15 protein-coding genes and 1 pseudogene are annotated in these 15,903 nt (G+C 72.4%); 7 read left to right on the forward strand and 9 right to left on the reverse strand.

The window, feature by feature from the left end; genetic code table 11:
* From ACWKZU_RS11685 to ykgO, 4 genes and pseudogenes are all read right to left on the reverse strand, one after another.
* Nucleotides 1-434, reverse strand: a pseudogene (locus ACWKZU_RS11685) (hypothetical protein); the annotation flags it as partial.
* Complete coding sequence (locus ACWKZU_RS11690) at nt 427-1,287, reverse strand: tryptophan 2,3-dioxygenase (protein ID WP_449282499.1); 861 nt, start codon at nt 1,285-1,287, stop codon at nt 427-429. The pseudogene ACWKZU_RS11685 and the gene ACWKZU_RS11690, both read right to left, overlap by 8 nt.
* A gap of 276 nt (nt 1,288-1,563) precedes the next feature.
* Nucleotides 1,564-2,565, reverse strand: a complete 1,002-nt coding sequence (locus ACWKZU_RS11695; RefSeq protein ID WP_449282500.1) for a CobW family GTP-binding protein — start codon at nt 2,563-2,565, stop codon at nt 1,564-1,566.
* A 20-nt stretch (nt 2,566-2,585) separates the two neighbouring features.
* The gene (gene ykgO / locus ACWKZU_RS11700) at nt 2,586-2,708 is read right to left on the reverse strand and encodes a type B 50S ribosomal protein L36 (protein ID WP_053383025.1); all 123 of its coding nucleotides are present in this window, start codon (nt 2,706-2,708) and stop codon (nt 2,586-2,588) included.
* A gap of 106 nt (nt 2,709-2,814) precedes the next feature.
* On the opposite strand from ykgO, the gene ACWKZU_RS11705 reads away from it, so the two are divergent.
* From ACWKZU_RS11705 to ACWKZU_RS11730, 6 genes are all read left to right on the forward strand, one after another.
* Nucleotides 2,815-3,831 (forward strand): GTP-binding protein, encoded by a 1,017-nt coding sequence (locus ACWKZU_RS11705; RefSeq protein WP_449282501.1) that lies wholly within the window; start codon nt 2,815-2,817, stop codon nt 3,829-3,831.
* A 67-nt stretch (nt 3,832-3,898) separates the two neighbouring features.
* Nucleotides 3,899-4,777, forward strand: a complete 879-nt coding sequence (locus ACWKZU_RS11710; RefSeq protein WP_449282502.1) for a DNA-formamidopyrimidine glycosylase family protein — start codon at nt 3,899-3,901, stop codon at nt 4,775-4,777.
* A gap of 111 nt (nt 4,778-4,888) precedes the next feature.
* Nucleotides 4,889-5,446, forward strand: a complete 558-nt coding sequence (locus ACWKZU_RS11715; RefSeq protein ID WP_449282503.1) for a YdeI/OmpD-associated family protein — start codon at nt 4,889-4,891, stop codon at nt 5,444-5,446.
* 234 nt (nt 5,447-5,680) lie between these two features.
* Complete coding sequence (locus tag ACWKZU_RS11720; protein ID WP_449282504.1) at nt 5,681-6,379, forward strand: HEAT repeat domain-containing protein; 699 nt, start codon at nt 5,681-5,683, stop codon at nt 6,377-6,379.
* Between the two features lie 90 nt (nt 6,380-6,469).
* On the forward strand, nt 6,470-7,498 hold the full coding sequence (locus ACWKZU_RS11725) for a MerR family DNA-binding transcriptional regulator (RefSeq protein ID WP_449282505.1): 1,029 nt from the start codon (nt 6,470-6,472) through the stop codon (nt 7,496-7,498).
* A gap of 202 nt (nt 7,499-7,700) precedes the next feature.
* Nucleotides 7,701-9,077, forward strand: a complete 1,377-nt coding sequence (locus ACWKZU_RS11730) for an NAD-dependent succinate-semialdehyde dehydrogenase (protein ID WP_449282506.1) — start codon at nt 7,701-7,703, stop codon at nt 9,075-9,077.
* A gap of 55 nt (nt 9,078-9,132) precedes the next feature.
* Here the strand turns inward: ACWKZU_RS11730 and ACWKZU_RS11735 are convergent, their stop codons facing one another.
* The 4 genes from ACWKZU_RS11735 to ACWKZU_RS11750 form a co-directional block, all read right to left on the reverse strand.
* The gene (locus ACWKZU_RS11735) at nt 9,133-9,957 is read right to left on the reverse strand and encodes a metal ABC transporter permease (protein WP_449282529.1); all 825 of its coding nucleotides are present in this window, start codon (nt 9,955-9,957) and stop codon (nt 9,133-9,135) included.
* A 41-nt stretch (nt 9,958-9,998) separates the two neighbouring features.
* A complete protein-coding gene (locus ACWKZU_RS11740) occupies nt 9,999-10,784 on the reverse strand; it encodes a metal ABC transporter ATP-binding protein (protein WP_449282507.1) in 786 nt (261 codons plus the stop codon).
* Complete coding sequence (locus ACWKZU_RS11745) at nt 10,781-11,728, reverse strand: metal ABC transporter substrate-binding protein (protein ID WP_449282508.1); 948 nt, start codon at nt 11,726-11,728, stop codon at nt 10,781-10,783. Before ACWKZU_RS11745 ends, ACWKZU_RS11740 begins: the two co-directional genes overlap by 4 nt.
* Nucleotides 11,729-12,080: 352 nt before the next feature.
* Nucleotides 12,081-13,007, reverse strand: coding sequence for a methyltransferase family protein (locus tag ACWKZU_RS11750; RefSeq protein WP_449282509.1), 927 nt, complete (start codon nt 13,005-13,007; stop codon nt 12,081-12,083).
* 115 nt (nt 13,008-13,122) lie between these two features.
* On the opposite strand from ACWKZU_RS11750, the gene ACWKZU_RS11755 reads away from it, so the two are divergent.
* Entirely contained in the window at nt 13,123-13,551 is a 429-nt protein-coding gene (locus ACWKZU_RS11755; protein WP_449282510.1) for an MmcQ/YjbR family DNA-binding protein, read from the forward strand.
* Here ACWKZU_RS11755 and ACWKZU_RS11760 read toward each other — a convergent pair.
* On the reverse strand, nt 13,540-15,813 hold the full coding sequence (locus tag ACWKZU_RS11760) for an acyltransferase family protein (protein WP_449282511.1): 2,274 nt from the start codon (nt 15,811-15,813) through the stop codon (nt 13,540-13,542). The two genes, ACWKZU_RS11755 and ACWKZU_RS11760, sit on opposite strands and share 12 nt — an antisense overlap.
* Nucleotides 15,814-15,903 lie beyond the last annotated feature (90 nt).

Below are 15,903 nucleotides of genomic sequence, written 5' to 3' on the forward strand. Positions count from 1 at the left end.
GCGGGGAAGCCGGCGTGCAGCGCGATCTTGATGGCCGAGGATCCCGCGGCCAGAGCCGCGGCCACCGCGGCTGCGGCGTCGTCAGCGGAGTCGACCGCGCGCACGGCGGCGGCCGGCGCCCAGCCGCGTCCGCTCGGATAGCCGCCCGGCGCCGTGTGGAAGGGGCCCGCGTACCGCACCCGCACGTCGGTGCCCATCGAGGCGGTCGAGACGGGCGAGTGATGCCCGCTTGCCGGTGCCGGCTCGCCCGCCGTGCCCCCGCCCAGCTCGGCGGCGATCTCTCGGATCTCCGCCGGATCCCACCCGAGATCGTGCACCTCGACCACCGGCGACCCGGCGAAGGCCTTGTAAGCCACGAGCCCGAGGTGCACGTGGCGATCCACGACCCCCGGCAGCACGGTGGGGCCGTCGGGCCGCGCGCCGCTCTCAGCCACGCAGATCCTCGATCTCCGTGCGCACCGAGATGAGCTCGGGGAAGAAGGTGAGATCGAGCGCCCGCTTGAGGAAGCCGACGCCGCTCGATCCGCCCGTGCCGCGCTTGTAGCCGATGGTGCGCTGCACGGTGCTCATGTGGCGGAAGCGCCAGAACTGGAAGGCGTCCTCGATGTCCACCAGGGTCTCGCACGCCTCGTACACGTCCCAGTGCCCGTCGACGTCCTCGTAGATCGTCTTGAGCACGGGGATGAGCTCGGGGCGCTCGACCCACGCCTCCGAGACGTCGCGCTGCAGCACGGAGTCGGGGATCGGGTAGCCGCGGCGCGCCAGCAGGCGCAGGAAGCAGTCGTAGATGGTGGGCTCGTGCAGCAGCGTCTCGAGCTCCGCGTGCTGCGGCTTGCCGGCGAACACCTCGAGCATGCGGGCGTTCTTGTTGCCGAGGAGGAACTCGATCGCCCGGTACTGGTACGACTGGAACCCGCTGGACGGCCCGAGCACGCTGCGGAACTCGGCGTACTCCGCGGGGGTGAGGGTGGCGAGCACCGACCACTGCTCGGCCAGCGTGCGCTGGATGTGCTTCACCCGCGAGAGGGTCTTCAGCGCCCGGGTCAGGCGATCGTCGTCGAGATACTCGCGCACCGCCCGCAGCTCGTGCAGCACCAGCTTGAGCCAGAGCTCGGTGGTCTGGTGCTGGATGATGAAGAGCAGCTCGTCGTGGTGCTCGGGGCGGCTCACGGGCGACTGCGCGGAGAGCAGGGTCTCCAGATCGAGGTAGGTGCCGTAGTCCATCGCCTGGCGGAAGTCGGTCCTGATGCCGTCCTCGAGGTCGCGGACGCCGTCCTGAATGCTCATCTCAGCTCCTTCGTCGGGCTGATCGTATCAATATTGAGCCGTTCGTCGCAATTGTGAAATGCGTTCTACGGTGGTGCCACCGCGTCGGGCGAGTCGCGGGAGTTCCTGTCATTCTGCGCGCAGTCGCAGAATCCAGGCTTGTGGATCCTGCGACTCTGGAGCGGTGGCTCCAGCAGCGAATCCGAAAGACGCCGGCGCGTTTTCCTCTGAGGACTCGCTGCTCGCGCAGGATGACCGGGAGCGGGCACCGATCGTGCACCGACACCGCGCGTCGGCTCAGTCGCTGAGCCTGCGATACCGCTGCAGCCGTCGCAGCCCCGGCGCGTCGGGCCGCCCGGCGGGGGCGCTGCGCAGTGCGTCGAGGCGATCCCGCGCCTCCGCCGCGTCGAGGCGCATGCCGATCGCGACCAGCTCGCCGGGCTGCGGCGGCTGCGGCAGCGGGGCGAGGTGGATCGCGGCGCCCACGACGTTCACCAGGTAGCCGCGCTCGCCGCGCGGACCGCGCACGCGGATCCTCCCCTTCAGCCGGTAGGCGCCCTCGGGCGGGCGCTCCAGCAGCTCGATGAGGGCGGACGGCGAGACCGGGTCGGGCAGCTCCACCGCGGCGGAGGTCGCGTGCTCGTGGGGATCCTCGCCCGCGTGCTGCTCCCTGAGCAGCCGCCCGATGGGGAGCTGATCCGCGGGATCCTCGTCGGCCGCGGTGTCGAACACCAGCGCGGGGTCGACGCGGCCGTGGCGGGCGACGACGAGGTGCGCCCGCGACCCGGAGGCGCGCACGCGCTCCGCGATCCGGGCGACGATCCCGTCCCGCTCGCGCTCCGGGAGCAGGTCGGTCTTGCCGATCACGACCAGGGTGGCGACCCCGTAGCGGGCGGGCGGATCGGGGCGCACGTCGACGGTGCGGAAGTGCTCGACGGCGTCGACGACCTCCACGACGCCTCCCGGGCGCACGCGCTCCGCCCCGCTGTACCGGATCACGCGGGTGAGGGCGATCGGGTCGGCGGCGCCGCTGGCCTCGACGATGATCGCGTCGAGGCCGAGCCGCGGGTGGGAGAGGCGCTCCAGGGCGTCGTCGAGCCCGCCGGCGTCGGGCAGGCAGCAGAGGCACCCGCCCGAGATCGAGGCGGCCTCGTCGATCTGGCCGGCCACGAGCGCGGCGTCGACGTTGAGCGCGCCGAAGTCGTTCACCACCACGCCGAGGCGTGCGCCGGGCCGACGCAGCAGGTGGTTGAGCAGGGTCGTCTTGCCCGCCCCGAGGTGGCCGGTGACGGCGATCACCGGCACGCGCCGCGAGGTGTTCAGCCCTGACGCCCCTTGAAGCGCGGGTTGCGCTTGTTGATCACGTACACCCGCCCGCGGCGGCGCACCACCTGGGCCCCGGGCTGGTTCTTGAGCGATTTGAGCGAGGCTCGGACCTTCATCACGTCTCCTTGTCTTGTTGAGAATCATTATCATATAGGATGATCCGCGAGCCCGCATCGGCGAGGCCCGCCGCTGACATCGGCGCTGACGAACGGAGGACCGGACGTGACCCCCATCGACGTGATCGCCGTGGTCGGCTCGTGCGCGCCCGAGCGGCAGCGCGCGGCCCGGCGCCTGGCGGAGGAGCACCGGTCGGTGCTGGTGCCCGCGGCCCGCCTCGCCCTGGCGCCCGACCCGCTCGCCGAGGCCCTCGCGCTCGTGCCCTGGGCCTACCGGGAGGGGCGCTCCGTCGTCGAGCTCCCCACCCTCACGCCGATGACGGAGCTCATCGGCACCCTCTGCGAGGCCGAGGAGCGCATCCGGCTGATCGGGATCACCTGCGTCGTCGACGCCTCCCACCTGCTCGACGAGCTGCGGCGCGACGACTACTTCGTGCTGCGCAGCCGGGAGGGGGAGACGGGGTACGCCCGCGCCCTCGTGGCCGTGGAGCAGATCGAGTTCGCCTCCACCGTGCTGCTGGTGAACTGGGAGCCGCTCTCCACGCCCGATCTCTCGACGCTCATGGCGCTCGTCGGACACCTGAGCCCGCACGCCCGGCTGCGGCTCGAGCGCAGCGGCCACCCCGAGCAGCCGAGCGAACCGGTCGTCTTCTCCGCGGGGCAGGAGCGCCCCGGCTGGGTCGGGATCCTCAACGAGGACTTCGACCCGCACCTCACGGATCCGCGGGTCTCCTCCTTCCGGTACGAGCAGCTGCGACCCATGCACCCGGAACGCCTCTCCGCCCTCCTGGACGGTGGCTTCTCGCGCGGCGCCTTCGGGAGCGTGATCCGCTCGGCCGGCTTCTGCCGCCTCGCCTCGCGCCCGCGCGTCACGGCGCAGTGGGAGCACGTGGGGCAGATGTTCTCCATGCACCCGCTCATCGCGGACGACGAGTACGCGGACGACGACGAGATGCTCGGATTCGGGCAGGACATCGCCTTTACCGGGATCGACCTCGACCGCCGGGGCCTCGTGGCCGCGCTCGACGCGGCGGTGCTCACCGACGCGGAGTTCGCCGCGGGGCCGGCGGTATGGGCGGGCTTCGCGGATCCGTTCCCCGTGTCGCGCAGCTCCGCCCGCTGAATAGGCCCTCTCGATCCCTTGCGCCCCCGACCTTGTCATCGCGCAGACCAGGCCGTAGCGTGAGGACATGCCCGAACTGCCCGAGGTGGCTGCGCTGGTGAGCGACCTGCGAAGACGGATCGGCGGCCGTGTCATCGGGCGCCTGGACGTCTTCGCGTTCGCGGCCCTGAAGACGGTGGAGATCCAGCCCTCGGCGCTCAGCGGCGAGCGGGTGGAGGACGTGAGCCGGCACGGCAAGTTCCTCGATCTGCGCATCGGAACCGATCACCTGATCGTCCACCTGGCGCGCGCGGGTTGGATCACCTGGCGCGGCGATCCGCCGAAGACCGCTGTGCGGCCCGGACGCGGGCCGCTCGCCGCGCGGCTCACGATCCGCGGCGAGGACGGATCCGCGTTCGGCGGCTGCCTCGACATCACCGAGGCCGGCACGAAGAAGAACCTCGCCCTGTACCTCGTGACCGACCCCGCCGACGTGCCGGGCATCGCCCGTCTCGGCCCCGATCCCCTGGATGAGGCCTTCGCCTTCGAGGTGTTCGAGGGCATCCTCGCGGCGGCCGGCCGAGCGCGGATCAAGGGGGTGCTGCGCAACCAATCGCTCATCGCGGGTATCGGCAACGCCTACTCCGACGAGATCCTGCACGTCGCCCGCATGTCTCCGTTCGCCCCCGCATCGATGCCGCGAGACGCCGCCCTGCGGCTCTACGACGCGGTCGAGTCGACGCTGCGGGAGGCGGTGGAGCGTGCGGACGGGCTGCCCGCCGCCGAGCTCAAGCGGGAGAAGAAGTCGACGATGCGCGTGCACGGGCGGTTCGGGGAGCGCTGCCCGGTCTGCGGGGACACGATCCGGCAGGTGATCTTCAGCGACTCGACGCTGCAGTACTGCCCCACCTGCCAGACGGGCGGCAAGGTGCTCGCCGACCGCGTGCTGTCGAGACTGCTCAAGTAGTGGGCGATTCCGCGTCATCGATCAGGAATCGAGAAGCGCGCCGCGCCGCGCGCTGCATACCCTGACTGCAACGGGTCCCCGGGCCCGCGTCGCCAGAGCGAGGAGAGTGTCATGGCAGAACGAGCGACCGCGCGGCCGATGGTCGCGTTCGAGGGACGACTGCAGCGGATCGGCGATCGGACCATCCTCCGCTTTCCGGAGGAGGCGAGCGCGGCGCTGCCCTCCCGGGGCCAGGTCGCGGTCGAGGCGGTGCTGAACGGGCGTGCGTTCGAGACGGTGGTCGAGCCCGACGGCCTGCGCGGGCACTGGCTCCCGGTCGACGACCGACTCGCGGAGCAGCTCGCGGCCGACGGCGCGCCGGCCGACGGCGGTACGGTGACGCTCGAGGCCGAGCCGATGCAGCAGTGGCCCGAGCCCGAACTCCCGGCCGATCTGACGGCGGCGCTGCGGGCGGCGCCGGATCTCGCCGAGGTCTGGCCGAGCCTCACGCCGATGGCGCGCTGGGAATGGGTGCGCTGGATCAACGCCACGAAGAACCCCGATACGCGCGAGCGGCGCGTCGAGGTCAGCATCTCCAAGCTGCGCGACGGGAAGCGACGGCCGTGCTGCTTCGACCTGTCGTCGTGCACCGATCCCGAGGTCTCGAAGAGCGGGAGGCTCGCGGTCTAGGCGAGTCGGGCGCCCGAGCGCCGTCCGTTGAGAGGCTCTCGTCGTCCTGCGGCGGCGCAGCCGATCGCAGGATCCATCGGTCGGGACTCCGCGTGGAGCGAGTCGCTTCGCCTACCCGGGCACGGTGCGGGCGAGCGGGCGGGCGGAACGACGGCTGCGGGCGGGCATTCCCGGCGGTCGCGCTTGACCCTGACACCGTGTCAGGCGTTTCACTCGGAGACGAGAGGAGACCACATGGCATCGATCGACGAGGCGCTCGCCGCCCCCGACCCGTCCGCTCGGTTGCAGGCGGCGCTCACCGCCGGCACACACCCGCATCCGGGCGACGCGCGGGCGCTGATCCGGCGCTGCGGCGAGGAGCCCGACTTCTTCGTGCGCGACATGCTGACCTGGGCGCTCACCCGTCACCCGCGCGGCACCACGGTGCCGCTGCTGCTCGCAGAACTGGGCTCGCCGATCCCGCAGGCGCGCGCCCAGGCGCTCCACACCCTCTCCAAGATCGGGGACGCGCGCGCATGGCCCGCGATCACCGATGAGATGCTGCACGACGCCGACGACGAGGTCGCCCGCACCGCGTGGCGCACGGCCGCGGGGCTGGTGCCGGCCGGCGGCGAGGCCGCGCTGGCCGGGCGCCTCGCCGGGGAGCTGGGCCGGGGCGATCGCGAGATGCGGCGCAGTCTCGCGCGCGCGTTCGTGGAACTCGGCGCGGCGGCGGAGCCGGTGCTGCGCGAGGCCGCCCGGCGGGGCTCCCGAGCGGAGCGGCTGCAGGCTGCGGTCGCGCTGGTGCTGATCCGCGATCCCGAATCCGGTTTCGAGGCGGCGCTGCACGATGCCGAGCGTGAGCTGGCGAGCCGGGACGCCGCTTCTCCGCGACCGGACCCCGTCCGCGCGACCGCGCCCCGTGCGAGTGCGCCCCGTGCGGACGGTGCGTAGGCGGCGCACTCGCGCGGACGGAGTACACTCGCCGGTGATCGGGGCCGGGCGAGCCGGGACGATCCGGGACGGGCCGGGGAGGAGGCGCACGTGCTGATCGGGGAGCTGTCTCGGCGCTCCGGCGTGAGCGTGCGCATGCTGCGGCACTACGACCGCATCGGCCTGGTGTCGCCCTCGGGTCGCAGCGGCGCGGGGTATCGCGAGTACGCGGATGCGGACGTGCGGCGGCTGTTCCAGGCGGAGGCGCTGCGCACGCTCGGACTGTCGCTCGGGCAGGCCGCGGCCGCGCTCGACGACCCCGGCTTCGACGCCGCCGCCGTGATCGCCGATCTGCGCCGCGGCGCCGAGGCGCGCATCGCGCGCGACCGCGCGCTGCTGGAGCGCTTGCAGGGTGTCGAGGCGGCGACGCCCGAGAGCTGGGAGCGCGTGCTCGACATCGTGGGGCTGCTGTCCGCGCTGCGGTCGAACGCTCCGCGCGATCGCCAGGCGGCCGCGCTGAGGTCGGGGACCGATGCGCCGCGCATCGTGACGCAGCTCGTCGACGCCTATCTGGCGGAGGAGGAGCCGAACGCCGCCGGCGCACTGCGCTGGGCGATGGTCCGGGCCGGGGATCCGGCGGCGTCCGCGCTCGCGGCGCGCGTGCGGGATCCCGAGGTGCGCGTGCGGCGGCGCGCGGTGCGGGCGCTCGCGGCGCTCGAGGGCGCGGCCTCGGAGGACGCGCTCGCGATCCTGCTCCGCGACCCCGACGACGAGGTCGCCGACCGAGCCGCGCTCGCGCTCGCCGCATCGGGGCGGCAGGGGCGGCCGGCTCGGACGCGGCGCGGGATGATGAGCCGCCTCGTGGGGATGATCGTCGGCGGGCCCCGCGACGTGGAGGCGGCGGAGGCCCTCGGCGGGCTCGCGGCCGGATCCGATGCCGCGGAGCGGGAGGTCGTGGGCCTGCTCTCGGAGAAGCTCGCCGATTCTCCCGGCTCCGTGCCGGGGGCCCGGAGCCGGCTCGCCCAGGCGCTCGGGGAGATCCCGGGTCCGGGAGCGCGGGAGGTGCTGCGCGAGCTGGTGTCGGATCCGGACCCCGCGGTCGCCCGGGTGGCGCGGTATCTGGTGGCTCGCGGGCGCTGAGCGCGGCGCGGCGCGCGCGGAGCCGCGGGACGCGACGCGAACCGTCGCCGTTCGACTGCGTGGCTGCGGTTCGAGTCGACGGTGAGGCGATACGGGTGCGGGATCCGCAGCAGAAGGGCTCGCGGAGAGACACCCGAAATGCGACGATAGAGAGTGCGGCGCGCACGTGCGCGCCGACCACCGAGACAGGAATTGATAAATCATGGCGAAGTATCGAGTTCAGAACCCCGCGACGGGCGAGATTGTCGAGACCTTCGATTCAGCGACCGACGAGCAGGTCGAGCAGCAGCTCGCGGCGGCCGACGCCGCCTACCGCGAGTGGCGCGAGCGGAGCGTGCAGGAGCGCGCCGCAGTCGTCAAGCGCGTCGCGGAGATCTTCGCGGAGCGTCGCGAGGAGCTCGCCGAGATCATCGCGACCGAGATGGGCAAGTCGATCGCCGAGAGCCTCGACGAGGTCGATTTCGCGACCGACATCATCGAGTACTACGCGGTGTACGGCCCCGGCCTCATCACCGACTACGAGATCCCGAGCACGATCCCGGGCAAGGCCGTGATCGAGCACCTGCCGGTGGGCGCGCTGCTCGGCGTGATGCCCTGGAACTTCCCGTACTACCAGGTCGCCCGCTTCGCGGCCCCGAACCTGGTGCTCGGCAACACGATCCTGCTGAAGCACGCCGACATCTGCGCCCGCTCCAACCTCGTGATCCAGGAGATCATGGAGCAGGCCGGCGTACCCGCGGGCGGCTACCAGGCCCTCTTCACCTCGCACGACCAGATCGCCACCATGATCGCCGATCCCCGCGTGCAGGGCGTCTCGCTCACGGGCTCCGAGCGGGCGGGCGCGATCATCGGCGCCCAGGCCGGCACTCACCTCAAGAAGTGCGTGCTCGAGCTCGGCGGCATCGACCCGATGGTCGTGCTCGACGCCGACGACGTGGCCGAGGTGGCCAAGACCGCCTGGGACTTCCGGGTCTACAACGCGGGCCAGGTCTGCAACTCGAACAAGCGCCTCATCGTGATGGCCGACATCTACGACGAGTTCGTCGCCGAGCTGGTGAAGCTCGCCGAGGGTCTCCGGCCGGGCGACCAGCTGAACCTGGGCGAGAACGAGTACGTGCCCCTCTCGACCCGCGCCGCGGCCGAGACCGTGCATGCGCAGGTGCAGCAGGCCGTCTCGGAGGGCGCGCGGCTGCTCGCCGGCGGCGAGCTGTCGGAGGGCCCCGCGGCCTACTACTCGCCGGCGGTGCTCGTCGACGTGCCCCGCGACTCGGAGTCGTACGGCGAGGAGATCTTCGGGCCGGTCGCGACCGTGTACAAGGTGCACAGCGACGAGGAGGCGCTCGAGCTCGCCAACGACTGCGCGCTCGGCCTCGGCGGCTCCGTCTTCTCGACCGACGAGGCGCGCGCGGCGCGCGTGGCCTCGAAGCTCGAGGTGGGCATGGCGCACGTCAACACGATCGCGGCCGAGGCGGCGGAGCTGCCCTTCGGCGGCGTGAAGCGCTCGGGCTTCGGCCGCGAGATGGGTCCGGTGGGCATCGGGGAGTTCGCCAACAAGCGCCTCTACTTCGTCGCGAAGTAGGCTGCGCCCCCCTGGGCTGCGACCCCGAGGCGCGGCTCGGGGGTGCGCGACCCGTCTAGGGTCGCGCCTCGGCCCGGCGCCGCCGCGCGGCGAGGCGCTTGCCGAGCAGCCCGTGTCGAGGGCTGAGCAGGTAGACGAGGGCGAAGGCGCAGCCCTGCACCACGACGACGAGGCCGCCGGGCGAGGCGTCGAGCCAGTAGCTCAGGTAGATGCCGACGACCGAGCAGAGCGCCGACACGCTCGGCGCGATGATCAGCATGCGCCCGAAGCGGTCCGTGAGCAGGTACGCGGTCGCCCCCGGGATGATGAGCATGGCGACGACCAGGATCACGCCGACCACCTGGAGCGCGACGACCGAGGTGAGGGCGAGCAGGCCGAGCAGCAGCGCCCCCAGGAAGCGCGGCGACAGGCCGATCGCGTGGGCGTGCGTGGGATCGAAGGCGTACAGGGTCAGGTCGCGCCGCTTGAGCACGAGGATTGCGAAGGCGACGGCGGCCAGCACCCCGATCTGCAGCAGGTCGCCGTTCGAGACCCCCAGGATGTTGCCGAAGATGATGTGGTTGAGATCGGTCTGGCTGGGGGTGACCGAGATGAGCACGAGGCCGAGCGCGAACAGGGTGGTGAAGACGATGCCGATGGCGGCGTCCTCCTTGACCCGGCTCGTGCCGCGGATCGCGCCGATGAGGGCGACCGAGAGGAAACCGAACACCAGTGCACCGAGCGCGAAGGGCGCCCCGAAGATGTAGGCGATGACCACGCCGGGAAGCACCGCGTGCGAGACGGCGTCGCCCATCAGCGACCAGCCGATCAGCACGAGCCAGCACGACAGCAGGGCGCACACGATCGCGGCGACGACGGTGGTGATGAGCGCCCGCAGCATGAAGTCGTACTGCAGGGGCTCGAGGATCAGGTCGATGGCGTTCACGCGGCGTCCCCCTCGGTGCGCCGGTCGTTCGGCTCCCGCGGCGCGCCCGGATCGCCCTGCTCGAGCACGTCGAGGCCGAAGGTGAGCGCGAGGTTCTCCGGCTGCAGCGCCTCGGCGACGGAGCCGTGGAAGAGCACCCGGCGCAGCAGCAGCACGGCCTCGTCGGCCAGCTGCGGCAGCGCGTGCAGGTCGTGGGTGGAGACGAGGATCGCGCGGCCGTCGTCGGCGAGCTCGCGCAGCAGGCGCACGATCGTCGCCTCGCTGCGCTTGTCGACGCCGGCGAAGGGCTCGTCGAGCAGCAGGATCCGCGCGTCCTGCGCGATGCCGCGCGCGACGAAGGCCCGCTTCCGCTGCCCGCCAGACAGCTGCCCGATCTGCCGGTCGGCGTACGCCGTCAGCTCCACGCGCTCGAGCGCCTCCGCGACGGCGGCGTGGTCGGCGGACCGCGCGCGCCGGGTGGCACCCTGGTGGCCGTACCGGCCCATCATCACGACGTCGCGCACCGAGACGGGGAAGGCCCAGTCGACATCCTCGCTCTGCGGCACGTACCCGATCATCCCCCGCTTGCGAGCGGCCGTCGGAGCGGCGCCGTCGAGCAGCACGCTGCCGCGGTCGGGGCGCACCATGCCCATGATCGTCTTGAACAGCGTCGACTTGCCCGACCCGTTCATGCCGATCAGGCCGGTGACCCGACCCTCCGGCACCTCGAGGGTCACGCCGTCGAGCGCGACGACCTCGCCGTAGCGCACGGCGAGGTCGCGCACCTGGATGGCCGCGGTCACGAGCCGCTCCCGGTCAGGCCCGAGACGATCGTGTCGGCATCGTGGCGGATCAGTTCGAGGTAGCTCGGCACGGGCCCGTCGGCCTCGGAGAGCGAGTCGACGTAGAGGGTGCCCCCGAACTCGGCGTCGGTGGCATCGACGACCTGCCGCATCGGCTTGTCCGAGACCGTCGACTCGCAGAACACCGCGGGCACGTCGTTGTCGCGCACGAACTCGATCGCCGAGGCGATCTGCTGGGGGGTGGCCTGCTGCTCGGCGTTGACGGGCCAGATGTAGCGCTCGGTGAGGCCGGCGTCGCGCGCGAGGTACGAGAAGGCGCCCTCGCAGGTGACGAGCGCGCGCTGGCGCTCCGGCAGTCCGGCGAGGTCGGCGGCGAGCTGCTTCTGGATGCCGTGCAGCTCGGCCTGGTAGGCCTCGCCGTTCGCCCGGTAGTCGTCGGCGTGCTGCGGATCGAGCTCGCTGAACGCCTCGACGATGTTGTCGACGTAGATCTGCACGTTTCCGGGGCTCATCCAGGCGTGGGGGTTCGGCTTGCCCGCGTAGGCGTCCTCGGTGATGTCCATGACCTCGATACCGTCGGAGACCACCGCGTGCGGTACGTCGACGGAGTCGACGAACTGCTCGAACCACAACTCCAGGCCGAGGCCGTTGTCGAGGATCAGGTCGGCCTTCGAGGCCTTCGCGATGTCTCCCGGAGTGGGCTCGTAGCCGTGGATCTCGGCCCCGGCCTTCGTGATCGACTCGACCACGAGGTGATCGCCCGCGACGTTCTGCGCGATGTCGGCGAGCACCGTGAATGTGGTGAGCACCACGGGCTTCCCATCCCGCGCGCCGTCCTCGGCCGCCCCGCCCCCGGCATCTGCGGAGCAGGCGGAGAGGGAGAGGGCCAGCGCTGCGGCGGCCAGCAGACTCGTCGCGGTGAGCAGTGGGGTGCGGGAGCGCATCGAGGTCCTTTCGGGAGGGGTGAAGATAAAAGTTCGTGTAGACGAACTTTCTTCAGTGTAGGCCCGTACTCGTGTGCGGAGCAACCCGCGATCCGCCGGTTGGGCGAGCGCAGCGGAGCCGAAACCCTCCCGTCGATCTCGCGGACGCTTTCCACAGGCGGATCACGTACCTCGGAGGCCGCCGACCCCTCGGTGCACACCGCCCACGACCGATTCCGACCGAAGTACGACTTCGCGCGCCAGTTCTTGTCACCAAACCTCGTGTGAGGCGGCAAGAACTGGCGCGCGAAGAGGGAGGCTGGGTAGACGGCGCCCTGAAGCTGTTGGCGAAGCGCCGGGACGGCTCCCGCGCTCAACCGGCGGGCGGGCGCACCGAGCGCAGCGGGCTCGGGCGCGGGATCCAGCACGCCACGCGATCCCGGTACGCCGCGAACTCGGCGCCGAAGCGCGCCTGCAGGTCGGCCTCCTCCAGCGGGCGCACGATCCGGTTCCAGAACAGCGAGCCGGCGAGCGCGTAGAGCACCACGAGCCAGGAGCCGAGCATCAGGCCGACCGCCACCCCCTGCGCGATGCCGGCGAGGGCCATGGGATTGCGCACGTAGCGATACGGGCCGCTCACCACGAGGCGGTGCGGCATCGCGGCGGGCAGGGGAGTGCCCTCGCCGCGCAGCGACATCGCGAGCGCCGACCAGATGCCGAGCGCGCTCGCCGCGACGAGCAGAACCGCTCCCGAGACGCGCGCGGCCGGGGGTGCGCCGAGGTGGAGGCCCCAGCGCTGCTCGATCGCGACGATCATGAGCGGGATCACCACGAGGAACAGACCCCAGAACACGACGATCTGCGCGCCGGTGCGCCCGACGCGGCCACGAGCGGTCGTGGATCGTGCCGCGCGGAAGGCGAACGGGCCCACGAGCATCCGCTCCGAGGGGATGCGCCCGTTCAGCACGAGCAGCGCGGCCGCGGCGCTGCCGATCGCCGCGGCGATCATGAGGAGCGCGCCCCACCCCGCCCGCTCCGTCGCGGTGGCGTAGACCGCCATGCCTCCGGCGACGAGTGCGGTCCACGGTGCCGCGATCCACACCGCCCAGCGCAGGCCGGTCGCCGCGAGCGCGGACGCCCCGACGAACAGCGGCAGGTCGAGGGCTGCCACGAGCGCCGGATCGAGGTCGCCGAGCGTGGCGTCGCGCACCGCCGGTACGGCGAAGACGGCGATCCACCAGGCCGCACCGGCGACCGCCTGCAGGGCGAAGTACGCGCGCGCGGCCCCTCTCGTCAGCATGGGCACGAGTCTAGGGCGGCCCGGCCCGGCTTTCCGCCTCGGCGTCGCGTGCAGGCCGCCCTCCCGCACGGCGCCCAGGCCCGCCTCGGTTCCGACGCCGGGTTACACTGACCGCATGATCACGCTCGACGACGTGCGCCGGATCGCCCTGGCGCTGCCCGAGGTCTTCGAACAGATCGACGGGCACCGCGGCGGCGCCGTCTGGCGCACGAAGCGCGGGACGGTGGTGTGGGAGCGGCCGCCGGGCAGGACCGACCTCGCCCGGCTCGCGGAGCTCGGGCGCGAGTGGCCGACGGGAGTCGTGCTGGGGATCCGCGTCGACGGCGCCGACACGAAGCGGGCGCTGCTCGCGGGGTTCCCCGACTCGCTGTTCACGATCCCGCACTTCGACGGCTATCCGGCGGTGCTCGCCCGCCTCGACCGCATCGACGGGGACCTGCTGCGGGAACTGATCATCGACGCCTGGCTGGGCCGGATCCCGAAGCGGCTCGCGCAGCGGTGGCTCGCCGAGAACGGGCTCCCTCCGGGCGGCTCAGACCCCTGATCCCGCGTCGGACCCGACCCCGGAGTCTGCCTCCGGATCCTCGCCGAGCACCTCGCGCACCTGCTCGGCCAGGGGGTCGGCGAGCATCTCGGCGTACGCCCAGCTGAGGTGGTGCGAGTCGCGGAACGCGAGCACGCCGCCGATCACCGGCGGCACGGCGTCCCCGACCACGAAGTACTCGCTCAGATCGATCAGCTCCGCCTGCTCGGTCGCGCTCGCGGCCTCCGCGAGCGGGTCCTCGGTGATGGCCTCCTCGGCGTCCACCGCGCACTCGCGGGCCGCGTGCTCGCCCTCCTCGGTCACGCACTGCAGCACGTCCCTCGGCAGCTGGGGGGTGTCGCGGATCGCGATCACCTGCTCGACGGAATCGGGCAGCTCCCGCCAGCGCTCCTCGTAGGCGAGCACCGCGGTCTCGCGCCAGCTCCTGCCGTCCCGGGGCACCACGCGGTTCGACGACTTGGCCGAGGTCACCACGGTGTCGATGCTCGGGTCGCCCTCCAGCTGCTCGAGCACCCGGTCGTTCCACTTCGTGCAGTCCTCGCGCAGCTTCTCGTTCTCGGCCTCGGGCGACGACACGAAGTCGCGCTCCGCGGCGGTGAAGGGGCACGAGGCCTTCGCCATCACCACGAGCCGCCAGTTCTGCTCGCGGGCGATGCGGTCGAGGGGCAGCAGCCACTGCTCGGCGTGCGAGTCGCCCACGAGGGCCACGGTGCGCTCGGCGTCGGGTCGGGCGCTGCCGTACTCGCAGAGCTCGAGCTCGCTGCCCTCCTGCCCGTCGAGGCAGCGCTCGGGCGCCTTGTCGGCGAGCGCCGGCTCGGGGATCGGCAGCTGCTCGGGCGTCGCCTCGCAGCCGGAGTCGGGTTCGAGCGCGGTGGCGCCGAGGCAGGGGTCGGGATCCTCCAGCGTCGCCGCGACCCGCACCCGCTCGGCCTCCACGGCGCGGTCCGCGGCCTGCACGCCGGCGAGCGAGAAGAGCAGCATCGCCACCATGCCCGCCGAGGTGATGGCGATGGCGCGCCCGTTGGGCCAGGCGCGCGAGAAGCCGGTGCGGAACGGATCCTCGACGAGCACCTTGGAGCCCCAGGCCAGCAGCAGCGTCGCCGCGACGATCGCGATCGCGCCGACGAGGCCGAGTCTCCTGCCGAGCGCGAACGGCAGCAGCACGATGAGGGGGAAGTGCCAGAGGTACGCGCCGTACGAGACGTCGCCGAGCCACTGCATGGGGCGGGCCGCCAGGAGCGCGCGCGGCGACCAGCTCGTCTCGGGCTCCTGCGCGGCGATGACGAGCGCGGTGGCGAGCACGGGGAGCAGCGCGGTGTACCCGGGGAAGGGCGTCGTGTCGGTGTAGAGGATCGCGGCCGCCGCGATGCCGGCGAGACCGATCCACGCCGCCAGCGCGCGCACGCCCGGCCCCGCGCGATCGAGCCACCCCGCCGGCGACGCGGCGAGGCAGGCCAGGAGCCCGCCGACCGCGAACTCCCACGCGCGCGTGGTGGTGACGAAGTAGGCGCGAGAGGGATCGGTGGCCGTGGTCAGCACGGAGAGCACGAACGAGGCGAGGGCGATCGCCCCCACGAGCAGCGCGAAGACGGCGCGGAAGCCGGCCGCCCTGCCGCGCCCGGCGGCCGCGCGTGCCGCGAGCACCGCCGCGAGCACGGCGATGAGCGGCCAGAGGATGTAGAACTGCTCCTCGACCGACAGCGACCAGTAGTGCTGCACCGGCGACACCTGCGCCTCGGCGGCCATGTAGTCGACGGACTGCCCCGAGAGTACCCAGTTCTGCACGTACGCGGCCGACGCGGCGACCTGCATGAGGAAGGAGGGGAGGAAGCCGCGCGGCGCGAAGATCCACACGGCGAGCAGCGTGACGGTGAGCACGAGCAGCGCGGCCGGCAGCAGGCGCCGTGCGCGCCGCGCCCAGAAGCGCGGCAGGTCGATGCGGCCGCTCGCCTCCGCCTCGCGCAGCAGCTGACCCGTGATGAGGAAGCCCGAGATGACGAAGAACACGTCGACGCCGATGTATCCGCCCGAGAGGCTCTGCGGCGAGAGATGGTAGACGAGCACCAGCGCCACCGCGATCGCGCGGAGCCCCTGGATGTCGCGGCGCACGGCGTGCGAGCGGGGCGCGGGTGCAGCGCCGGGATCCGTCGCGGGAGCGCCGCCGAGAGCGGTGTCGGATGCCGTGTTCCGCGCGGGCTCGCTCGACCGGCGCTCCCGGTCGGCCGGGGTCGCCGTGGAGTTCGGGGGAGGTGTGCTGCTCATGGTGTTCGCGTGCTCGTCGCATCCAGGTGACGCCTCCAGGGTAGGTAACGATTTGGTATCGACGCCAGGCCTTGACAGGCCCGAGAGGGT

The sequence above is a fragment of the Leucobacter sp. genome (genome assembly GCF_053528595.1).

Excerpts from the sequence above, each read along its gene's own strand:
- ACWKZU_RS11745 (WP_449282508.1), bottom strand. The coding sequence starts at position 11,728 with ATGCGCTCCCGCACCCCACTGCTCACCGCGACGAGTCTGCTGGCCGCC.
- ACWKZU_RS11735 (WP_449282529.1), bottom strand. The coding sequence starts at position 9,957 with ATGCTGCGGGCGCTCATCACCACCGTCGTCGCCGCGATCGTGTGCGCC.
- ACWKZU_RS11690 (WP_449282499.1), bottom strand. The coding sequence starts at position 1,287 with ATGAGCATTCAGGACGGCGTCCGCGACCTCGAGGACGGCATCAGGACC.
- ACWKZU_RS11760 (WP_449282511.1), bottom strand. The coding sequence starts at position 15,813 with ATGAGCAGCACACCTCCCCCGAACTCCACGGCGACCCCGGCCGACCGG.
- ACWKZU_RS11720 (WP_449282504.1), top strand. The coding sequence starts at position 5,681 with ATGGCATCGATCGACGAGGCGCTCGCCGCCCCCGACCCGTCCGCTCGG.
- ACWKZU_RS11710 (WP_449282502.1), top strand. The coding sequence starts at position 3,899 with ATGCCCGAACTGCCCGAGGTGGCTGCGCTGGTGAGCGACCTGCGAAGA.
- ACWKZU_RS11730 (WP_449282506.1), top strand. The coding sequence starts at position 7,701 with ATGGCGAAGTATCGAGTTCAGAACCCCGCGACGGGCGAGATTGTCGAG.
- ykgO (WP_053383025.1), bottom strand. The coding sequence starts at position 2,708 with ATGAAGGTCCGAGCCTCGCTCAAATCGCTCAAGAACCAGCCCGGGGCC.
- ACWKZU_RS11750 (WP_449282509.1), bottom strand. The coding sequence starts at position 13,007 with ATGCTGACGAGAGGGGCCGCGCGCGCGTACTTCGCCCTGCAGGCGGTC.
- ACWKZU_RS11755 (WP_449282510.1), top strand. The coding sequence starts at position 13,123 with ATGATCACGCTCGACGACGTGCGCCGGATCGCCCTGGCGCTGCCCGAG.
- ACWKZU_RS11715 (WP_449282503.1), top strand. The coding sequence starts at position 4,889 with ATGGCAGAACGAGCGACCGCGCGGCCGATGGTCGCGTTCGAGGGACGA.